This window comes from Promicromonospora alba (assembly GCF_042654905.1).
GTDB lineage: Bacteria > Actinomycetota > Actinomycetes > Actinomycetales > Cellulomonadaceae > Promicromonospora > Promicromonospora alba.
On the sequence record NZ_JBHSFI010000001.1, the window covers coordinates 24,003 to 39,034 of the forward strand.

Genomic DNA, 15,032 nt, shown 5'->3' on the forward strand with positions numbered 1-15,032 from the left:
CAGGTCACCCGGGTGACCTGAGCGTCTGACACGAGCCGGCCGCGGGATCAGTACGGGTTGTTCACGTAGGCGCGGTCCAACGGCTCCGGGATGCGGAAGTAGTTCGCCGCGAGCCCCGCCGGGTCGGTCGCCAGTGCGCCACGGCCCGGGCCGTCGTTGCCGTCGTCCCAGCCCCACGGCGCGTTCGCCGAGTTCTGCGAGCAGGAGATCCCGCCGTCCCCGCAGCTGCCGCCGCCGTCGCCCGCGAAGGTGCCGTGGCTCGCGAACAGCGACGTGCTGGTGCGCTGCGACCAGAGCCCGCCCGGCGCCTGCACGTCCACCAGACGGTAGGACACGTCGCGGTCGTCCGGGTGCTCGGGCACCTCGGCCCGGCCGGCCGGGTAGTAGATGACGCCGTCGCCCCGGATGTCGTAGCCCGGGCGGGCCTTGAGGCCGTGCCCCTTGGCCTCCTGGGCGGTGACGGGATGGGCCAGCCCGTCGTGCGGGCTGGTCGCCGTCTGCAGGGTGCCGTCGATGTTCTCGGCGCCGGCGCCCCACGTGCTGCCCGCCGGCGTGTACGAGAAGAAGTCGGTGTGCGCGACGGTGACGGCGCCGCGCAGGACGCCGTACGCCGAGCCGTCCTTCTGGACGGCGACCATGACGCCCTCGGCGTCGTTCTCGTGCTCCGTGTCGAAGATCGAGTCCGACCAGTCCCGCGGGTGGAAGAACATGTAGGTGACGAACCAGTGGGTGCCCGTCTCGAGCACCGAGTAGTAGGCGGTCGCGGCCAGGGAGTGGTTGCCGGTGTTCTCCCAGTTGTTGCGGGCGTCGAGGTCGCCGTCGAAGTCGTAGGCCGCGAGGTAGTCCGACCGGCCGCCCAGCGCGTTGGTGCCGGTCTGGTCGACGTCCTGGTAGTGGATCGGCGCCCAGCGCTGCGCCAGGTCGGCGCTGCTCGCCGCGGAGAGCTGTGCGGGCACCGGCGTGGTCGCTGTCGTACCCGCCGCCGCGGATCCCGCGGCCGTGACACCCAGGGCGACCACGGCCGCCGTCGTACCTATCGCGAGCTTCAGTGTTCGTGCAGGTCCAGGCATGTTTTCCCTCGTCCCGATCAGGAGGTGGCGCTCTTCCCGCCGAAGGCTTCACCCGCGGCATGGCCGACGAGCAACGAGCGCATGGCAAACGGATGACGAGTTGTCGGGCTCAAGGGGCCGCCGGACTTTTCGTTACAGCAAGTCGGACATGCGATACGTTTCGATCGACGACGACGTACCGTGCGCCTCTGGCGCGTCGAGAACCGAGAACCATGACAGTCACGACGACGACTCTGGCCGAGCGCCTGACCGACCTGGCCGACCTGACGCCGCTGACCGAGACCACCAGGAGCCCTGACCCGGCCGCGGTGTACGAGCGGCTGCGCGCCAGGTGGGGCAACGTTGCCCCGGTGCTCCTGGAGGGCGACGTGCGGGCCTGGCTCGTGCTGGGCCACCGGGAGCTGGCCACGCTGCTGCGCAACGAGACCCTGTACTCGCGCGACTCGCGCAACTGGAGCCTGGTCGCGGCCGGCGGCCTGGACCCGGGCAGCGGCGTCGGCGCGGTCCTCGCCCCGCGGGACAGCGTCTACTACGTCGACGGGGCGCGGCACCGGCACCTGCGCCGTCTCGTCGACGACGCGTTCGAGGGGTTCGACGAGCGCCGCCTCGCCGTGACCGTGCGGCAGTGGTGCGAGAGCACGCTGGACCGGGTGGCGGCCAAGGGCGAGGCCGACCTGGTCAGCGAGTACGCGTGGGCCGTGCCCCTGCTGGCGATGTCCACGATGTTCGGGCTCGACCCGGAGGAGGCGCGGGCGATGCTGGGCCACGCGCGCCGGATCTTCCGGGCCAGGGGTGCGGAGGGCGCCGAGGCGCTCGTCGCGCAGAAGAGCCTGATCGTCGACCTGGTCGTAAGGCGTCGTGTGCGGCCCGCTGACGACATGACCTCGGCGATCCTGAACCACCCGAGCCTGCCCTCCGACGAGGACGTGCAGAGCGCGGTCTCCACGATGCTCGTCCTGGGCAGCGAGTTCGAGGTCGCGTGGATCACGCAGGCGCTCCGGCTGCGGCTGACGGACCCGCGGTTCGACGGGCGGTCGGGCGGCATGCTGTCGGCGTCGGACACGCTGGAGGCCGTGCTCGGCTCCATCCCGCCCGCGAGCAACACCGGGCCGCGCTACGCGATGGCGGACACGGTGCTGGGCGGTCGCAGGATCGCGGCGGGAGACGCCCTCGTGCCGGGCATCCTCGGCGCGAGCGCGGAGTCACGAGGGGCGTCGGGGGACGACCTCTGGCTCGAGCCCGGCAACCTCGCCTACCTCACCTGGGGCGCGGGCCCGCACGCCTGCCCCGTGCGGCGCCCGGCCAGGGTGATCGCTCAGGTGGCGGTCGAGGTGGCGCTCCGCCGGCTCGGCGGGGTGACGCTCACGGTCCCCCTGGACTCGCTGCCCGTCACGGGAACCCTGTGGTCGTCCATGCCGTGGCAGCTCCCGGTGCGGTTCGAGGTGCCGCGCTAGCGCTTGGCCGGCTTGGACTGCTTGGCCGGCTTGGCCTGGGGCGCCCACCCGTCGGCGCCGGCCAGGTAGTCGTCGATCTCGTGGTCGGCGGCCTCGGCGTCGGACAGCTGCGGCCGGTGTTCGTTCACCACGGCGCCCGGCCCGCGGTTGTCGTGCTCGGCGTTGCTGCCGGCGGTCCAGTCGAAGCCCGACATGGTCGTCCACGGGTCGGTCTTGAGATAGGTGCCGAGCTGCGTGTCGCGGACGACGGCGCGCGGGTTGTTGTCCGGGGCGCTGGACGGGTGCCAGGGCCGGCCGAGGTAGTAGGAGCCGTCGCGCGCGTCGGACACTATTGCGCTGTCGATGACGAGGAACCCGCGGGCGAACCCGGCCGAGGTGCTCGGCGCGAGGACGTAGCCGCTGGGGTCCGAGGCGCGGGGCAGGGCGTTGATCGTGGTGTCGTCCAGGACGGCGGTGGCGCGCCCGAAGATGAAGTCGACGTCGCCCTCCACGTAGCTGTCGTGCACGTACACGCGTCCCGGCGTGGTCGCCGAGGGGGAGTCCAGGTAGAGCGTGTCCTGGTTGCCGAGGAACCGGACGTTCTCGAACGCCACCCGGTCGGCGGCGGTCTTCACGGCGACGGCCTGGTGGCCGGTGAGCTCCGGGTGCGCGGCCTCGTCGAACGCGTTCTCGAAGGTCACGGCCTCGGCGCGGAAGTCGGCGCCCTGGATCGTCACCGACGCGCTGCCGCTCGTGCCCCACGTGCCGCCGCCGGGTCTCGGGGTGCCCGCCGCGCGGTCGTCGGTGATGACGACGTCCGCCGGATCGCCCGTCGAACCCAGGAACGAGAGCCGCTGGTGCGCCGGGTCGACCACCACGCGTCCCGCGTACCGGCCCGGCTCGAAGACGATCTCGACCCGTCCGGCGAAGTCCGTGGGCGCCAGGTCCACGGCCTCCTGGGCTCCGGTGGCGTCGCCGCTGCCGTCCGCCGCCACGACGATGCGGACGACGTCGTCGGCGGGTGACGGCTCGCACGCCGACGACCCGGCGCCGCCCACCAGCGGCGCCAGCGCGAGCGTGGGGGAGAGGACCAGGGCGAGCGCGGGCAGGGCGAGAGGTGCGGGCATCGTTGCCTCCAGGGCTTTGCGGCCAACCGGGAAACCGGTTTCTCGGTACAGGAAAGCACAGTGCGAGTTCCGGGACAAGGCCGCGAGTTCATGTCGGTGCATGGGACATGAGGTACATTCCGCCTAAAAGCCGTGATGCGCGATCTGTCGCGCCCAGAACCCCCGGGGAGCCATGACAGTCACGACGACCACCCAGTCGGAGCGCCTGATCGACCTGGACGACCTGACGCCGCTCATCGAGACCACCACCAGCGCCGACCCGGCGCAGGTCTACGAGCGGCTGCGCGCACGATGGGGCAACGTGGCCCCCGTGCTGCTGGAGCCCGGCGTGCCGGCCTGGCTGGTGCTCGGGCACCACGAGCTGGTCACCGTGCTGCGCAACGAGAGCCTCTTCGCGCGGGACTCGCGCAACTGGAGCCTGCTCGTCGACGGCACCGTCCGCCCGGACCGCGGCGTCGGCGGCGTCCTCGCCCCGCGCGACGGGATCTACTACGTGGACGGCGTGCGGCACCGCCACCTGCGCCGCCTCGTCGACGACGCGTTCGAGAGCGTCGACGAGCACCGGCTCGCGACGATCGTCGAGCAGTGGTGCGGGATCGCGCTGGACCGGCTGCTGGCCAAGGGTGAGGCCGACCTCGTGGGCGACTACGCGCGCGCCGTCCCGATCCTGGTGATGTCCACCATGTTCGGCCTCGACGCCCAGCAGTCCCGCGCCATGCTCGGCCACGCCCAGCGGGTCTTCCAGGCAACGGGCGTGGCGGGCCGCGAGTCGCTCAACGCGCAGCGGGCCCTGATCGCCGACCTCATCGCGAGCCGCCGCGCGGCACCCTCGGACGACCTGACCTCGGCGATCCTGAACCACCCCAGCGCACCCACCGACCTGGACGCGCAGAGCGCCGTCTCGGCGACCCTGATCCTCGGCAGCGAGTTCGAGGTCGCGTGGATCACCCAGGCCCTGCGCATGCGGCTCACCGACCCCCGGTTCGACGGGCGGGCCGGAGGGCTGCTGTCCGCGCCCGACACTCTGACCGTGGTGCTCGGCGCGGCGCCACCCGCGGCCAACGCCGCACCCCGCTTCGCGCTCGCGGACACGACCCTCGGCGGCCGGAAGATCCTGGCCGGCGACGCGGTGGTGCCCGGCATCTTCGGCGCGAGCGCGGAGTCGCGCGCCACCGGCGACGACATCTGGATGGAGTCGGGCAACCTCTCCTACCTCACGTGGGGCGCCGGCCCGCACGCCTGCCCCGCCCGCCGGCCCGCCACGGTGATCGCCCAGGTGGCGGTGGGGGCCGCGCTGCGCCGCCTCGGCGGCGTCACGCTGACGATCCTGCCCGAGGAGCTGGGCGCCACCGGGACGCTGTGGTCGTCGGTGCCCCGGGAGCTCCCGGTCCGCTTCGAGGAGCAGCGTCCGGCGCGCTGACGTCCCCAAGCCGAAGGCTTCCCGGGTAGGGCCGAAGGCTTCCCGGGTAGGGCCGTAGGCTGCCTGGGTGCAGCTGACCAGGCCTGACCTCGCGCGGATCCTCGACCGTTCGGCTGCCGAGCGGCCGACCGCCGAGCTCGGCTGGCTCGACGCACCACCCGCGCGCGCCCGCGTGCTGCGCGAACGGGTGGTGCTCGGCCCCGACGCGACGGTGGATGATGTCGCCGACGCGCTCTTCGGCTGGCGGATCCACCGCGGCGCGGGGCTCGTCATCGTCCCGAGCGGCCCGGCCGATGTCGGCGTGACCGTGGTGCAGGCCGTGCGGGCGGGGTCGCTCTGGTTCGCCGCGCCGTGCCGGGTGATCGACGTCGTCCGGACGCCCGACGAGACCGGCTTCACCTACGCGACGCTGCCCCACCATCCGGAGACGGGTGTCGAGTCGTTCCGCGTGCTGCGCGACGGCGACCGGCTCGTCTTCGAGATCCACGCGGTGACCCGGCACGACTTCTGGGGCTCCCGGATCCTGCCGCGCGTCGCCCACCGTGTCCAGGACCGGGTGACGCGCGGCTACCTGGATGCTGCCGGGCTCAGCCCCGGAACTCGGCCAGGAAGTCCGTGACCAGCGCCGTTACATCGGAGGGACGTTCGAGGTTCGGCAGGTGGCCGGCCCAGCCGAGCTGAGTGTGCTTCGCGCCAGGGATGTGGCCGGCGAGGTGGTTCGCGATGGCGCGGAAGTGGTCGAGGTCCTGGCCGCCCGAGACGACGAGGGTGTGGGCGGTGATCGACTCCAGGTCGATCTCGGGCCCGGCCTCCTGGTTGATGTCGTCCCCGGCGGCGAGCTGGACGTCGAACGCGCGCCGCTGCATGGTGCGCACCAGCTCGCGGGCGTCGTCGTCGGCGTCGGGCCCGAGCCAGGTGGCGACGTTCAGCTCGGTGGCGCCGTCGACGTCGCCCGCCTCGAGCAGCGCGTCCTCGCGCCGCGCGAACCGCTGCACGGAGCGGGTGGGGGGCAGCGCGAAGGCCGAGTTCAGGAGGATCAGGTGGGACACGAGGTCCGGCCACTCGGAGGCGAGCTGGAGTGCCACCTTCCCGCCCGCCGACGCCGCGACGATCGCCACCGGGCGCTCGCCGAGCGAGCTGAGCAGCGCTCGCACGTCGCCGGCGTTGTCGAACGGCTCGCTGGTCAGTGGCGTGGCGCCGTAGCCGCGCAGGTCGCACCGGATCACGCGGTGGTGCTCGGCGAGATGCGACCGCTGCGGGTCCCACATCCGGGAGTCGGCGACACCTGCGTGCAGGAGCAGGACGGCGGGGCCGGAGCCCGTGACGTCGTGGCTGAGGATCATCCGCTGACCGTAACGGTGGCGGCGCGGAACGTGCCAACGCATTCGGTAGACGCCGGTGCGGGCGACCGGTAGGATCGAACACATGTACGAATCAGCGGAAGGTCAGGTGTCCGGCCGGCCAGGCGTGCGGGCGGTGGGCTCGCCGGTCGACGCGGCGTTCGCCGCGCTGCTCGACGAGCTGTTCACAGGCCCCCGGGTCACGTACCCGCCGGTGCGGGAGTCGCCCGCGTACTACGGGGGTCATGCTCACGGTCATGCTCACGAGGGCCGCCGGCACCGGCGCTTCGTGCTGCGCGCCGGTGCCGATCTCGACGATCCGCGCTGAGCTACAGCACCACCGCGAGCACCGCGGCCACCAGGGCCAGGGCGATGCCCACCCAGGCGAAGGTGGTAGCGGTAGCGGCCTTCTTGGTGGCGGCGTCGGCAGCCTCACGGGCGGCGTGTGCCGACGTCGTCGCGGCGTCGGCAGCAGCCTGAGCCGCTGAGGCGACGGCGCGCGCCGAGTCGAGGTCGGTGCGCAGCGCGCCGGTCGTCGAGGTGAGCTCGTCGATCCGCTCCCGCAACCGCGCGGCCTCCTCGCGGGCAGCGCCGGCGGACTGCTCGATCGCGGTGGCGAGCTCGCCCGCCGCGGTCTCGCGCGCCTGCTCGATCGCCTGGGTGAGCGCCTGCTCCTGCGCCTTCGCCTGTGCGACGCTCTCCTTGGCGATGAGCTCGCGCAGGTCCGTGGCCTGTTCCTTGAGGTTGACGGTCAGCTCGGCGCGGACCTCCTCCGGGGTCAGGGGCTTGTCCGGCTTGGCGAGGTAGGCGTCCGCCCAGGTGCGGCGTGACCTGCTCGGCCGGCCGGACTGCGCGCCGTCGTCGGCGGCGGGCTCCTTCTCCTCGTCGCTGAGGCGATCGAGCGCCTCGGCAGCGGCCTTGACCGCCGGCGGGGTCTCGACCGGTGCCTTGGCGCCCTTGGCAGCCTTGGGCGCCGCGGCGGCTGCCACGGGTGCGGAGTAGTCCGCGTCCTCGCTGTCGTTCGACGCGGACTCGGGAATCTTGATGGGCTTGGTCAACAGTGCCCGGAGGCGGTCCATCCGCTCGGCCTTCTCGCCGCCCTCGCTCGGAGGCGCGTCGCTGTCGCTGCTCATGCGCAAAAGGTACTGCTCTGCCCGTTCTAGGTCGACCATCTCGGTGGGCGCGGCGTTTACCTGTGCCGATGCTTCACCCTGTTTGGACGGCGGTGGACAGGAATGGCCTTCGGGGGCCATCTGAAACCCCACTGGTGCTCCTCGCGGCGCAGGCCCGGTACCCGTCGTCGCCGCCCGAAGGACTGGATGCCGACGTCCTCGGGCAGCAGGCGCGCTCTGCGTGTGCGCAGGAACTCGTTCAGCTCGGACCGAGGGGCTGCGGGCTCGTGCCCACCGCCCTCCTGAGTCGTCATCTTCCCAGTATGGCGGGCGTCGTACCTCCGTTGCTCGGGCTGCGGAGGCAGTGTCCCCGAAGCGGGCCGTGCCGCTGGGCAACCGCTGACCTGAACTTACGAGGTAAACGCCTCGTACACCGATGACTCAGTCCACCGGCCGCCTTGCGCTATGGTTCCGTCAGCAACGGCCCTGGTCCGAGCCAAGCGCCCGATCAAAGGAGACCTCGTGCGACTGACCCGCCCCGTCGCTGCCGTCATGGCCGCGATCTGCACCACCGTCCTGTTCGCCGCACCGGCCAGCGCGGCGGAGGGCATCTCGCCCAGCTGCTCGGGGGCGATCGTTGCCCAGGCCCCTGTCAAGCTGCCCAACGGGACCCAGGTCGGCCGGGTGGAACTGTGGTACTCGTCCGCCAACGGCGGCACGAACTGCGTCATTACCCGTAGCTCCCTCGGCAGCAGCACCGGTGGCATCGGCGCGTACCTGTGGCTGCAGGACGGCCGGTCGATCTACGACGCGTCAGCCTCGTACAACAGCTACGCAGGTGGGGCCTGGATCAGCAACGCAGCCGGCATCTGCGTCAAGTACAAGGGAGAGGTCGTGAACGCCTCCGGCGCCGTCGGGACCGGCGGGCGCACGGGCTCCTGGGGCAACTGCGGCTGACGGGGCGTCGTGCAGCAACTCGCTCCGGAAGGCCGGCCAGCCACGGGGCGGGTGGTGTGGACGCTCGACGGGCTCAGTGCACGGGGCTCAGTGCACGCTGATCGCGTCCAGCTGGTGGGTTCCCCCGTTCAGGAACACGTTGACGCCCTGGACCGTGCCGACGAGCGCCTGGCACTCCTCCGTCAGCGTGGTCAGGTCGACGACGACCTCACCGGGCTCCTGCACCCAGCCGGCCTGGCCCGTCTCGCACCACGTCCAGTCGGGTCCGAGCTGGAGCGCCACCTTGGTGTCGAAGCCACTGGTCCCTGCCACGTCGAGCCGGAGCTCGGTGCGGCCGGTGAGGTCGATGCCGCCGGGCCCGGACAACCAGGCGCCGTCGGTCCCGGCCTCGACGGTCAGGATGCCGCCGGACGCGGTCGCCGTCCCGTCCGACCAGCTGGGCACGGCCCAGCCCTGGTCTCCTGCCTCGAAGTCGGCGATCACGACCGGCTGAAGCGGCGACGGCTGCGCGTCGAACCGGAACAGCATCGCGGTGAGCGCGGACCGCCTCACGGTGTGCCCTGCCCCGAACGACATCGACGACGGCTCCGGTACCACCCCGGTCTCCACCGCCCACGCGACGGCCTCGGCGGAGGCGGCCGGGACGTCGCTGTACACCGTGGTGACGTCCGTGGCGGGCGAGCCGTAGAGGCGCCAGAACGCCTCGGCGACGGCCAGCTTGGTGGCCCCGGCGCGGGGCGCGGCCGGGACGGCGACGTCGCCCTCCGGGTCGTACGCCCGCAGGAGGGCGGCGAGCTCGCCCGCCTTGACGGTGCGCGTCGGGTAGAAGCGGCCGCCGCTGTCGCCCCAGCGCACGGCCTCGGCGAGACCCTCTTCGGCGAGCCACTCGATCGCCTCGTATTCGGCCATCGTGCGCGGCGTGTCCCGGAAGACGGGGGGCGGCGGCGTGCCGAGCACGGCCTTCAGGTCGTCGACGACGATCGCGCCGGAGGACGTACCGCCGTCGGCGGCGTTGACGTACACGTTGAACTGGCTGACGTTCTCGAGGTCCTCCTGCGTGATCCGGCGGTCGGCGTTGCCGGTGTCCCAGGGCGCCGGGCGCCAGTCCGCGAACGGGATGGTCGCCACGTACGGGGCGTCGCCCGCGAGCGAGGGGTACGCCTCGTACGAGACGCCGCCCGCGACGAGCTGGAGCACGAGCTTGTTGCCCGACGCGTCCGGGTCCACCCAGAGCGAGAAGTCCCAGTTGCCCGACCAGTCGGCGCCGACCTGGCGACCCACGCCGGTGTACGACTGGTTCGCGAAGTCGTAGGCGAGGCGCATCGCGTTGTCGCCCGACCCGACGGAGCCGCCCGCGGCCGCGCGTTCGAGCGTGACGGTGTTGGCGTTGTACCGCACGTACCCGGCACGCAGCGCGGTGTCGTCGCCGTAGCCCTCGAAGTCGTCCATCACGCCGGGCGGGAAGACGGGCTCGGGGCCGAGCACCACCGCCGACGCCACCGTGACCTCGCCCTCCGCTGTGACGACGCGGAGGGTGAGGTCACGGGTCGAGTTGCCGAGCTCGTCGGCGGGGATCGCCCACTCGCCGGTCCACCACAGCTCGCCCGCGGCGGGCGGGGTGAGCACTACCTCGCCCACGGCGCCGCCCACGGTCACGGAGGCGCGCTCGACGTCGACGCCGGAGATCGTGGCGCGGAGCGTCGTCGGCCCGGACGCGACGCGCGAGCCGTCCGACGGCGACGCGAGGTGCGCCACCGTAGCCGCGGCCACGGGTTCGGTGACGGCGTCGAAGGCACCCTCCACCTCGTCCGCGAAGTACGTGTACGGGTCGGCGTGGAACGCCTGGAAGTCGGGCAGCATCTCGCCCTCGGTGGGCGTCCACGGCGCGTTCGACCCCCCGAAGTTGGCCCACGTGAGCATCCACGCGCTCCGGGAGGCGCGCGGGTCGGCCTCGATCGCCGCCAGCAGGTCGGTGAACCAGGAGGTGTTGAGGTTCTCGCCGTCGGGCTTCATGCCACCGGTCGGGCCGGTCTCGGTGAAGGTGCTGATCTTGCCGCGCTCGTCGGCGAGGTCGGCGATCATGCCGAGGTCCGCCACGACGGTGGCGAGGCGGGCCGGCGACGCGCCCGAGTCGTCGTAGTAGTCGTAGCCGAGCACGTCGACGAAGTCGTCGCCCGGGTAGGTGCGCAGGTACGTCTCGGCGTCGCCGCCGAAGGTGCCGTTGGGCGACCAGGAGTAGAGCAGGTTGTCGACGCCCTTGACGTCGCGCAGGTACTCCACGGTGAACCGGAAGAGCTCCTTGAACTCGCCGGGCGTGCCGAAGGCGGCGCCCCACCAGAACCACGAGCCGGTGTTCTCGTGCCAGGGCCGGAACACGATCGGGATGCGGTTCCCGTCGGCGTCGCGCGCGTTGTCAGCCGCCAGCGCCACGAGGTCGAGGTACGCGCGCAGCTCGGCGTTGTGGGTGCCGCCGGGGAGGACCGCGCGCAGCGTGTCGCCCGAGGTGTCGTAGAAGTCGCCGCCCGTGACCACGTTCTCCATGTGCATCGACAGGGTGCTGATGCCGCCGAGGTCGTGCGCCTCCCGGATGCCCTGTGCCAGGAGCAGGGCGTTCTCCTCGCGCGGCCCGCCGTAGACGCCGGGCGGGATGTTCCCCTCGATGACGAGAGTGTCGAAGCCGAAGACGGCCGGATGGTCACCGGTCGCGGCCAGCACGTCGGACGAGACGCCGTCACGCGAGGTGAAGGTCTCGCCGACGTCGGTCGTGTGCTGGTGGCCGAACAGGAGGCCCTGGCCGCGCACGTCGCGCAGGTAGGCGAAGAGGCTTCGGGTCTCGGCGGTCGCATCGGCGTCGACCAGGTCGACGACCGGGTCGGTGATCGGCACGGGCTCGGCCGCGGCGGTTGTCGCGAGCGGCACGCCGAGGCTGGTCACGGTGAGGGCGGTCGCAGCGAGGGCGGCCACCCCCGCGAGCAGCCTGCGTGCGGCCGACGGGGTGGCACGGGTCGGCCTGTGCTGTGCGGTCGGGTCCGGCGCGGGCCGGCGAGGATCACGTGCTCGGGCAGAAGGGCTCAACGCTGAACCTCCGGTCACCTCGCGGACAGGCGTCGGTGCTGGCCGCAGCTGGGTGGGACCGGCCCAACGTAGCGCCGCGGGCTCACCCAGGTCAGTGGCCGGCGCAGGTCCGAATCGTTTAACCGATCGAAGCGCCCAGCTGCCCGAGCGGATGCGCCTCGCACGCGGTCCGCGGGCTCGGCGACGCCGCGGTCCGGCGGGCCCGCGCTCAGTAGCGGGACGCGAGCCGGGTGCTCTGGCCCCCGAACGCGGCGAGGTCCGCCCTGAACACCGCGTCGAGCAGGCCGGCGTCCTCCACGCCCGGCGCGGTGACGACCTCACCGAGCTCCAGGCCACGCAGGCTCGCGGTGACGACGTCCTGTGCCGACATCCGCGGCACGGAGCTGAGGTCCAGACCCTGACGACTGTGGAACTCGGTGGCGACCACGCCGGGCAGCAGCGCCTGGACCCGTACCCCCGTGCCCTCCAGCTCGGCGCTCAGCGTCTGGGAGAAGGCGAGCAGGTCGGCCAGCGCACCGGCGTACACGGCCCGGCGCGGCATGACCGACGACGGTGCCGGACCGCTGAACGCGATCATCCCAGCGACGTTGACGATCACACCGGCGGCGCGCTCCAGCATGCCGCCGAGCACCGCGCGGGCGAGCAGCGTCGGCGCCAGCACCTTGACGTGGACGAGCTCGGAGGCCTTGTCGGCCGGGAGGTCCGCCAGCGGCATGTAGTGCGCCACGCCCGCGTTGTTGACGAGGAGGTCGACGGGTTCGGCCGCGGCGACGGCCGCCACCGAGTCGATACCTCGTGCGGTCGACAGGTCGGCGACCACGGCGCGGATCGTGACCTCGGGGTGGTCGGCGACCAGGGCGTCGAGCCGCGCGGAGTTCCGGCCGACCGCGACGATGTCGTATCCCTGCGCCGCGAGGCGGTCCGCGAACGCGCGGCCGATCCCCGACGTGGCGCCGGTGACGAGTGCCAGCTTGGTCATCTCTTCTTCCTTCCTGTCGGCCCGGCAGTCCCGGGCCCTCGTGCTCAGGCTGCGCCGGGGGCTCGGGCAGAGAAAGGGCCCCACACATCCTGGGGATGACAGGACCAGGCAGCGGCGGCGGTGCCGCCTTACCGTGGAGGGGATGGCTGACGAGCGGAACCTGTTGGGGGAGTACCTCCGTGCCCGGCGCGAACGCGTCGGCCCGGAGCAAGTAGGCCTACCCCGCAGCGGCGTGCGACGGGTGCCCGGCCTGCGCCGCGAGGAGGTCGCGCTCCTGGCCGGCATCAGCGCCGACTACTACCTGCGGCTCGAGCAAGGGCGCGACCGCAACCCGTCGGTCCAGGTCCTGGAGTCGGTCGCCCGGGTGCTGCAGCTGGACGACGCCGGTACCGCCTATCTGCTGGGCCTGGCCGGTGACCGCCCGCGACGGCGCAGGCGGCCGGCCCGCCGCGAGACGGTCCCCGCCGGGACCCGCAAGCTGCTCGGCGCGATCGGGCTGCCCGCGTTCGTCGAAGGCCGGTACCTCGACGTGCTCGCGGCCAACTCACTGGCCACGGCCGTGTCACCACGGCTCGTGGTCGGCCGCAACCGGCTGCGCGACGTCTTCCTGGACCCCGCCGAGCAGGCACTCTATGCGGGCTACGACCCGGCGCTGATCGCCGCGGAGATGGTTGCGGGCTTCCGGCAGGTGGTGGGCGCCGAGACCGACGACCCCCGGCTGGTCGAGCTGGTGGGGGAGCTGTCGCTGGCCAGCCCGGCCTTTCGCGAAGCCTGGGCCCGGCACGACGTCATGGTGCGGGAGGGCGCGGCCGTCACACTGGATCACCCGGAGGTCGGCCCGCTCGCCCTCAACCGCGAGAAGCTCGCCGTCGGCGGCGCGCCGGGCCTGACGCTCGTCGTCTATCACGCGGACGTGGGCACCGCCGCTGCTGACAAGCTCCAGATGCTGGCCTCGTACTCCGCGCCGGCCCGCCCACCGGCCCGCCCGGAGGGCCTCGTCAGCTGATCGCGTGACACATGTCATGGGTCGGACGACGAACCTCCCGGGTGCCGGTGACGGCTCGCCACTGGGCTACGTGCCGGGCTCCGCGAAGACTTTCACCTGATCTCGACCGTGAAAGTCCGGCGGTCCCGCCCATCACCTCATGGAGCACGAACATGCGACTCCTCCGACGCGCCCTCGAAATAGTCCAGGCGAGTCGCCGCGCGTATCTCGCCCTGAACGCGATCCTGTACGGCTCGGTCCTCGCCGGTTTCGGGGCGGGCCTGCTCTTCCCCGGCCTGACCGCCGCGCAGATGGAGTCCTTCGAGGACGGTGGTCAGGCCGACCTGGTGCGGTCGCTGCTCGAGAACCCCTGGCTGTTCGCCCTAGCGATCCTGGCCAACAACGCCTTGCGAGCCGGACTGCTCAACCTCGTCCTGCCCTCGATGATCGTGCCGTTCGCGGGCATCGTCTGGTACGTCTACTCCCTGTTCACGGTCGGCCTGATGCTCGCACCGGTCGACCGGGACGGCTGGCTGGTGCTCGTCCCGCACTCGCTCACCGTGGTCATGGAGGTCCAGGCCTACGTGCTGCTCGCGCTCGGCGCCTACCTCCTGGGCAGGGCATGGACCTGGCCACGGACCGTCGGCGCCGAGAACCGTCGGCAGGCCTATGTGGCCGGGCTGCGTCAGCTCGGCGTGCTGAGCCTGCCGGCGCTCGCGCTGCTCGTGGTCTTCGCGCTCTACGAGTCGTTCTCGATCGTCTATCTGGTGCCCTTGCTCACGAAGGGCTGAGCGAGGAGCAGACGGTCCGCCTCGTGCCCCGAGGTGCGAACCGACGGAAATGCAGATGACTGAGGAAGGGTGACAGCTATGTCCAGCTGGAACGATCGGCGCCTCGCGCGACGAGTGAAGCCCGGCGACGGGCGCCCCCTGCGACCTTTTCGCTGGTGGCACCTGCTGACGCGTTCGGTGCTCTCCATCTCCCTGCCCTCCGCGGGGCGGGTGGTCGTCCACAGCGTCGAGGTCATGCACGGCGGTGATCTCAACACGGGCGAGGTGATGGCGCGGCTCTACCGTGACGGCCGGCTCGACGCGGAGTCGCGCGTGCCGGCGCGCTTTCCCGTCGAGGGCGGCGTCATCGAGGTCCGGACGAGCGAGGCCGGCATGCGCCGCTGCGCGTTCGTCGCCGATGACGGCAGCGAGCATCAGCTCGTACCCGATCCGGCATCGGCCGAGGGACGCCGGATACGCTTTGCGCGCGAGCATCCCGGGGCCAGCCGTCTGATCGGAGCCGTGTCGATCCTCGTGCTGCTCATCGGCGTCGGAGTGAACCTGCTGCAGGTCGCCGAACCGATCTCGCAGATCCCACCGATCGCGGACACGATCGGCACCTTCGAGTCGCCGGTGAACCTGCCGCTGTGGCTCAACATCTCGCTCGGCGTCGCGGCCGCGGTCGGTGCGACCGAGCGTGCCCTCAGGATGCGCTACCACTGGTTGCTCGACAGCGGAGCAGGGACCTGATGGCGGTCAACCAG

General features: G+C 72.2%; 14 protein-coding genes. 8 read left to right on the top strand and 6 right to left on the bottom strand.

Going from position 1 to position 15,032, the window contains the following annotated elements; all coding sequences use genetic code 11:
- Nucleotides 1-47 precede the first annotated feature (47 nt).
- Nucleotides 48-1,070, bottom strand: coding sequence for a hypothetical protein (locus ACFO6V_RS00150; RefSeq protein ID WP_377130903.1), 1,023 nt, complete (start codon nucleotides 1,068-1,070; stop codon nucleotides 48-50).
- Between the two features lie 212 nt (nucleotides 1,071-1,282).
- Between ACFO6V_RS00150 and ACFO6V_RS00155 the strand changes: the two genes are divergently transcribed.
- Entirely contained in the window at nucleotides 1,283-2,524 is a 1,242-nt protein-coding gene (locus tag ACFO6V_RS00155; protein ID WP_377130905.1) for a cytochrome P450 family protein, read from the top strand.
- Here ACFO6V_RS00155 and ACFO6V_RS00160 read toward each other — a convergent pair.
- Entirely contained in the window at nucleotides 2,521-3,630 is a 1,110-nt protein-coding gene (locus ACFO6V_RS00160; protein WP_377130907.1) for a pectinesterase family protein, read from the bottom strand. The two genes, ACFO6V_RS00155 and ACFO6V_RS00160, sit on opposite strands and share 4 nt — an antisense overlap.
- A gap of 172 nt (nucleotides 3,631-3,802) precedes the next feature.
- Between ACFO6V_RS00160 and ACFO6V_RS00165 the strand changes: the two genes are divergently transcribed.
- A complete protein-coding gene (locus ACFO6V_RS00165) occupies nucleotides 3,803-5,050 on the top strand; it encodes a cytochrome P450 family protein (RefSeq protein ID WP_377130909.1) in 1,248 nt (415 codons plus the stop codon).
- A gap of 67 nt (nucleotides 5,051-5,117) precedes the next feature.
- Nucleotides 5,118-5,669, top strand: a complete 552-nt coding sequence (locus ACFO6V_RS00170; RefSeq protein ID WP_377130911.1) for a DUF1990 family protein — start codon at nucleotides 5,118-5,120, stop codon at nucleotides 5,667-5,669.
- Here ACFO6V_RS00170 and ACFO6V_RS00175 read toward each other — a convergent pair.
- Complete coding sequence (locus tag ACFO6V_RS00175; protein ID WP_377130913.1) at nucleotides 5,638-6,393, bottom strand: alpha/beta fold hydrolase; 756 nt, start codon at nucleotides 6,391-6,393, stop codon at nucleotides 5,638-5,640. The genes ACFO6V_RS00170 and ACFO6V_RS00175 overlap by 32 nt on opposite strands.
- 82 nt (nucleotides 6,394-6,475) lie before the next feature.
- Here ACFO6V_RS00175 and ACFO6V_RS00180 point away from each other — a divergent pair, with 82 nt between their 5' ends.
- Nucleotides 6,476-6,718 carry a hypothetical protein gene (locus tag ACFO6V_RS00180; RefSeq protein WP_377130915.1) on the top strand — a complete coding sequence of 81 codons (243 nt, stop codon included), beginning with the start codon at nucleotides 6,476-6,478 and terminating at the stop codon, nucleotides 6,716-6,718.
- Between the two features lies 1 nt (nucleotide 6,719).
- On the opposite strand, the gene ACFO6V_RS00185 is transcribed toward ACFO6V_RS00180, so the two are convergent.
- Nucleotides 6,720-7,523, bottom strand: coding sequence for a hypothetical protein (locus ACFO6V_RS00185; protein WP_377130917.1), 804 nt, complete (start codon nucleotides 7,521-7,523; stop codon nucleotides 6,720-6,722).
- A 501-nt stretch (nucleotides 7,524-8,024) separates the two neighbouring features.
- On the opposite strand from ACFO6V_RS00185, the gene ACFO6V_RS00190 reads away from it, so the two are divergent.
- Nucleotides 8,025-8,459, top strand: a complete 435-nt coding sequence (locus ACFO6V_RS00190) for a hypothetical protein (protein WP_377130919.1) — start codon at nucleotides 8,025-8,027, stop codon at nucleotides 8,457-8,459.
- An 87-nt stretch (nucleotides 8,460-8,546) separates the two neighbouring features.
- On the opposite strand, the gene ACFO6V_RS00195 is transcribed toward ACFO6V_RS00190, so the two are convergent.
- The gene (locus ACFO6V_RS00195; protein WP_377130921.1) at nucleotides 8,547-11,423 is read right to left on the bottom strand and encodes a glycosyl hydrolase; all 2,877 of its coding nucleotides are present in this window, start codon (nucleotides 11,421-11,423) and stop codon (nucleotides 8,547-8,549) included.
- Between the two features lie 319 nt (nucleotides 11,424-11,742).
- Entirely contained in the window at nucleotides 11,743-12,513 is a 771-nt protein-coding gene (locus tag ACFO6V_RS00200; RefSeq protein ID WP_377130924.1) for an SDR family NAD(P)-dependent oxidoreductase, read from the bottom strand.
- Between the two features lie 142 nt (nucleotides 12,514-12,655).
- Between ACFO6V_RS00200 and ACFO6V_RS00205 the strand changes: the two genes are divergently transcribed.
- The 3 genes from ACFO6V_RS00205 to ACFO6V_RS00215 all read left to right on the top strand — a co-directional run bounded on the left by ACFO6V_RS00205 (nucleotide 12,656) and on the right by ACFO6V_RS00215 (nucleotide 15,018).
- On the top strand, nucleotides 12,656-13,519 hold the full coding sequence (locus ACFO6V_RS00205; RefSeq protein WP_377130926.1) for a helix-turn-helix domain-containing protein: 864 nt from the start codon (nucleotides 12,656-12,658) through the stop codon (nucleotides 13,517-13,519).
- Nucleotides 13,520-13,671: 152 nt separating this feature from the next.
- Nucleotides 13,672-14,289 (top strand): hypothetical protein, encoded by a 618-nt coding sequence (locus ACFO6V_RS00210; protein WP_377130929.1) that lies wholly within the window; start codon nucleotides 13,672-13,674, stop codon nucleotides 14,287-14,289.
- A gap of 78 nt (nucleotides 14,290-14,367) precedes the next feature.
- Complete coding sequence (locus ACFO6V_RS00215; RefSeq protein ID WP_377130931.1) at nucleotides 14,368-15,018, top strand: hypothetical protein; 651 nt, start codon at nucleotides 14,368-14,370, stop codon at nucleotides 15,016-15,018.
- Nucleotides 15,019-15,032 lie beyond the last annotated feature (14 nt).

Excerpts from the sequence above, each read along its gene's own strand:
- ACFO6V_RS00150 (WP_377130903.1), bottom strand. The coding sequence starts at position 1,070 with ATGCCTGGACCTGCACGAACACTGAAGCTCGCGATAGGTACGACGGCG.
- ACFO6V_RS00155 (WP_377130905.1), top strand. The coding sequence starts at position 1,283 with ATGACAGTCACGACGACGACTCTGGCCGAGCGCCTGACCGACCTGGCC.
- ACFO6V_RS00160 (WP_377130907.1), bottom strand. The coding sequence starts at position 3,630 with ATGCCCGCACCTCTCGCCCTGCCCGCGCTCGCCCTGGTCCTCTCCCCC.
- ACFO6V_RS00165 (WP_377130909.1), top strand. The coding sequence starts at position 3,803 with ATGACAGTCACGACGACCACCCAGTCGGAGCGCCTGATCGACCTGGAC.
- ACFO6V_RS00175 (WP_377130913.1), bottom strand. The coding sequence starts at position 6,393 with ATGATCCTCAGCCACGACGTCACGGGCTCCGGCCCCGCCGTCCTGCTC.
- ACFO6V_RS00180 (WP_377130915.1), top strand. The coding sequence starts at position 6,476 with ATGTACGAATCAGCGGAAGGTCAGGTGTCCGGCCGGCCAGGCGTGCGG.
- ACFO6V_RS00185 (WP_377130917.1), bottom strand. The coding sequence starts at position 7,523 with ATGAGCAGCGACAGCGACGCGCCTCCGAGCGAGGGCGGCGAGAAGGCC.
- ACFO6V_RS00200 (WP_377130924.1), bottom strand. The coding sequence starts at position 12,513 with ATGACCAAGCTGGCACTCGTCACCGGCGCCACGTCGGGGATCGGCCGC.
- ACFO6V_RS00205 (WP_377130926.1), top strand. The coding sequence starts at position 12,656 with ATGGCTGACGAGCGGAACCTGTTGGGGGAGTACCTCCGTGCCCGGCGC.
- ACFO6V_RS00210 (WP_377130929.1), top strand. The coding sequence starts at position 13,672 with ATGCGACTCCTCCGACGCGCCCTCGAAATAGTCCAGGCGAGTCGCCGC.
- ACFO6V_RS00215 (WP_377130931.1), top strand. The coding sequence starts at position 14,368 with ATGTCCAGCTGGAACGATCGGCGCCTCGCGCGACGAGTGAAGCCCGGC.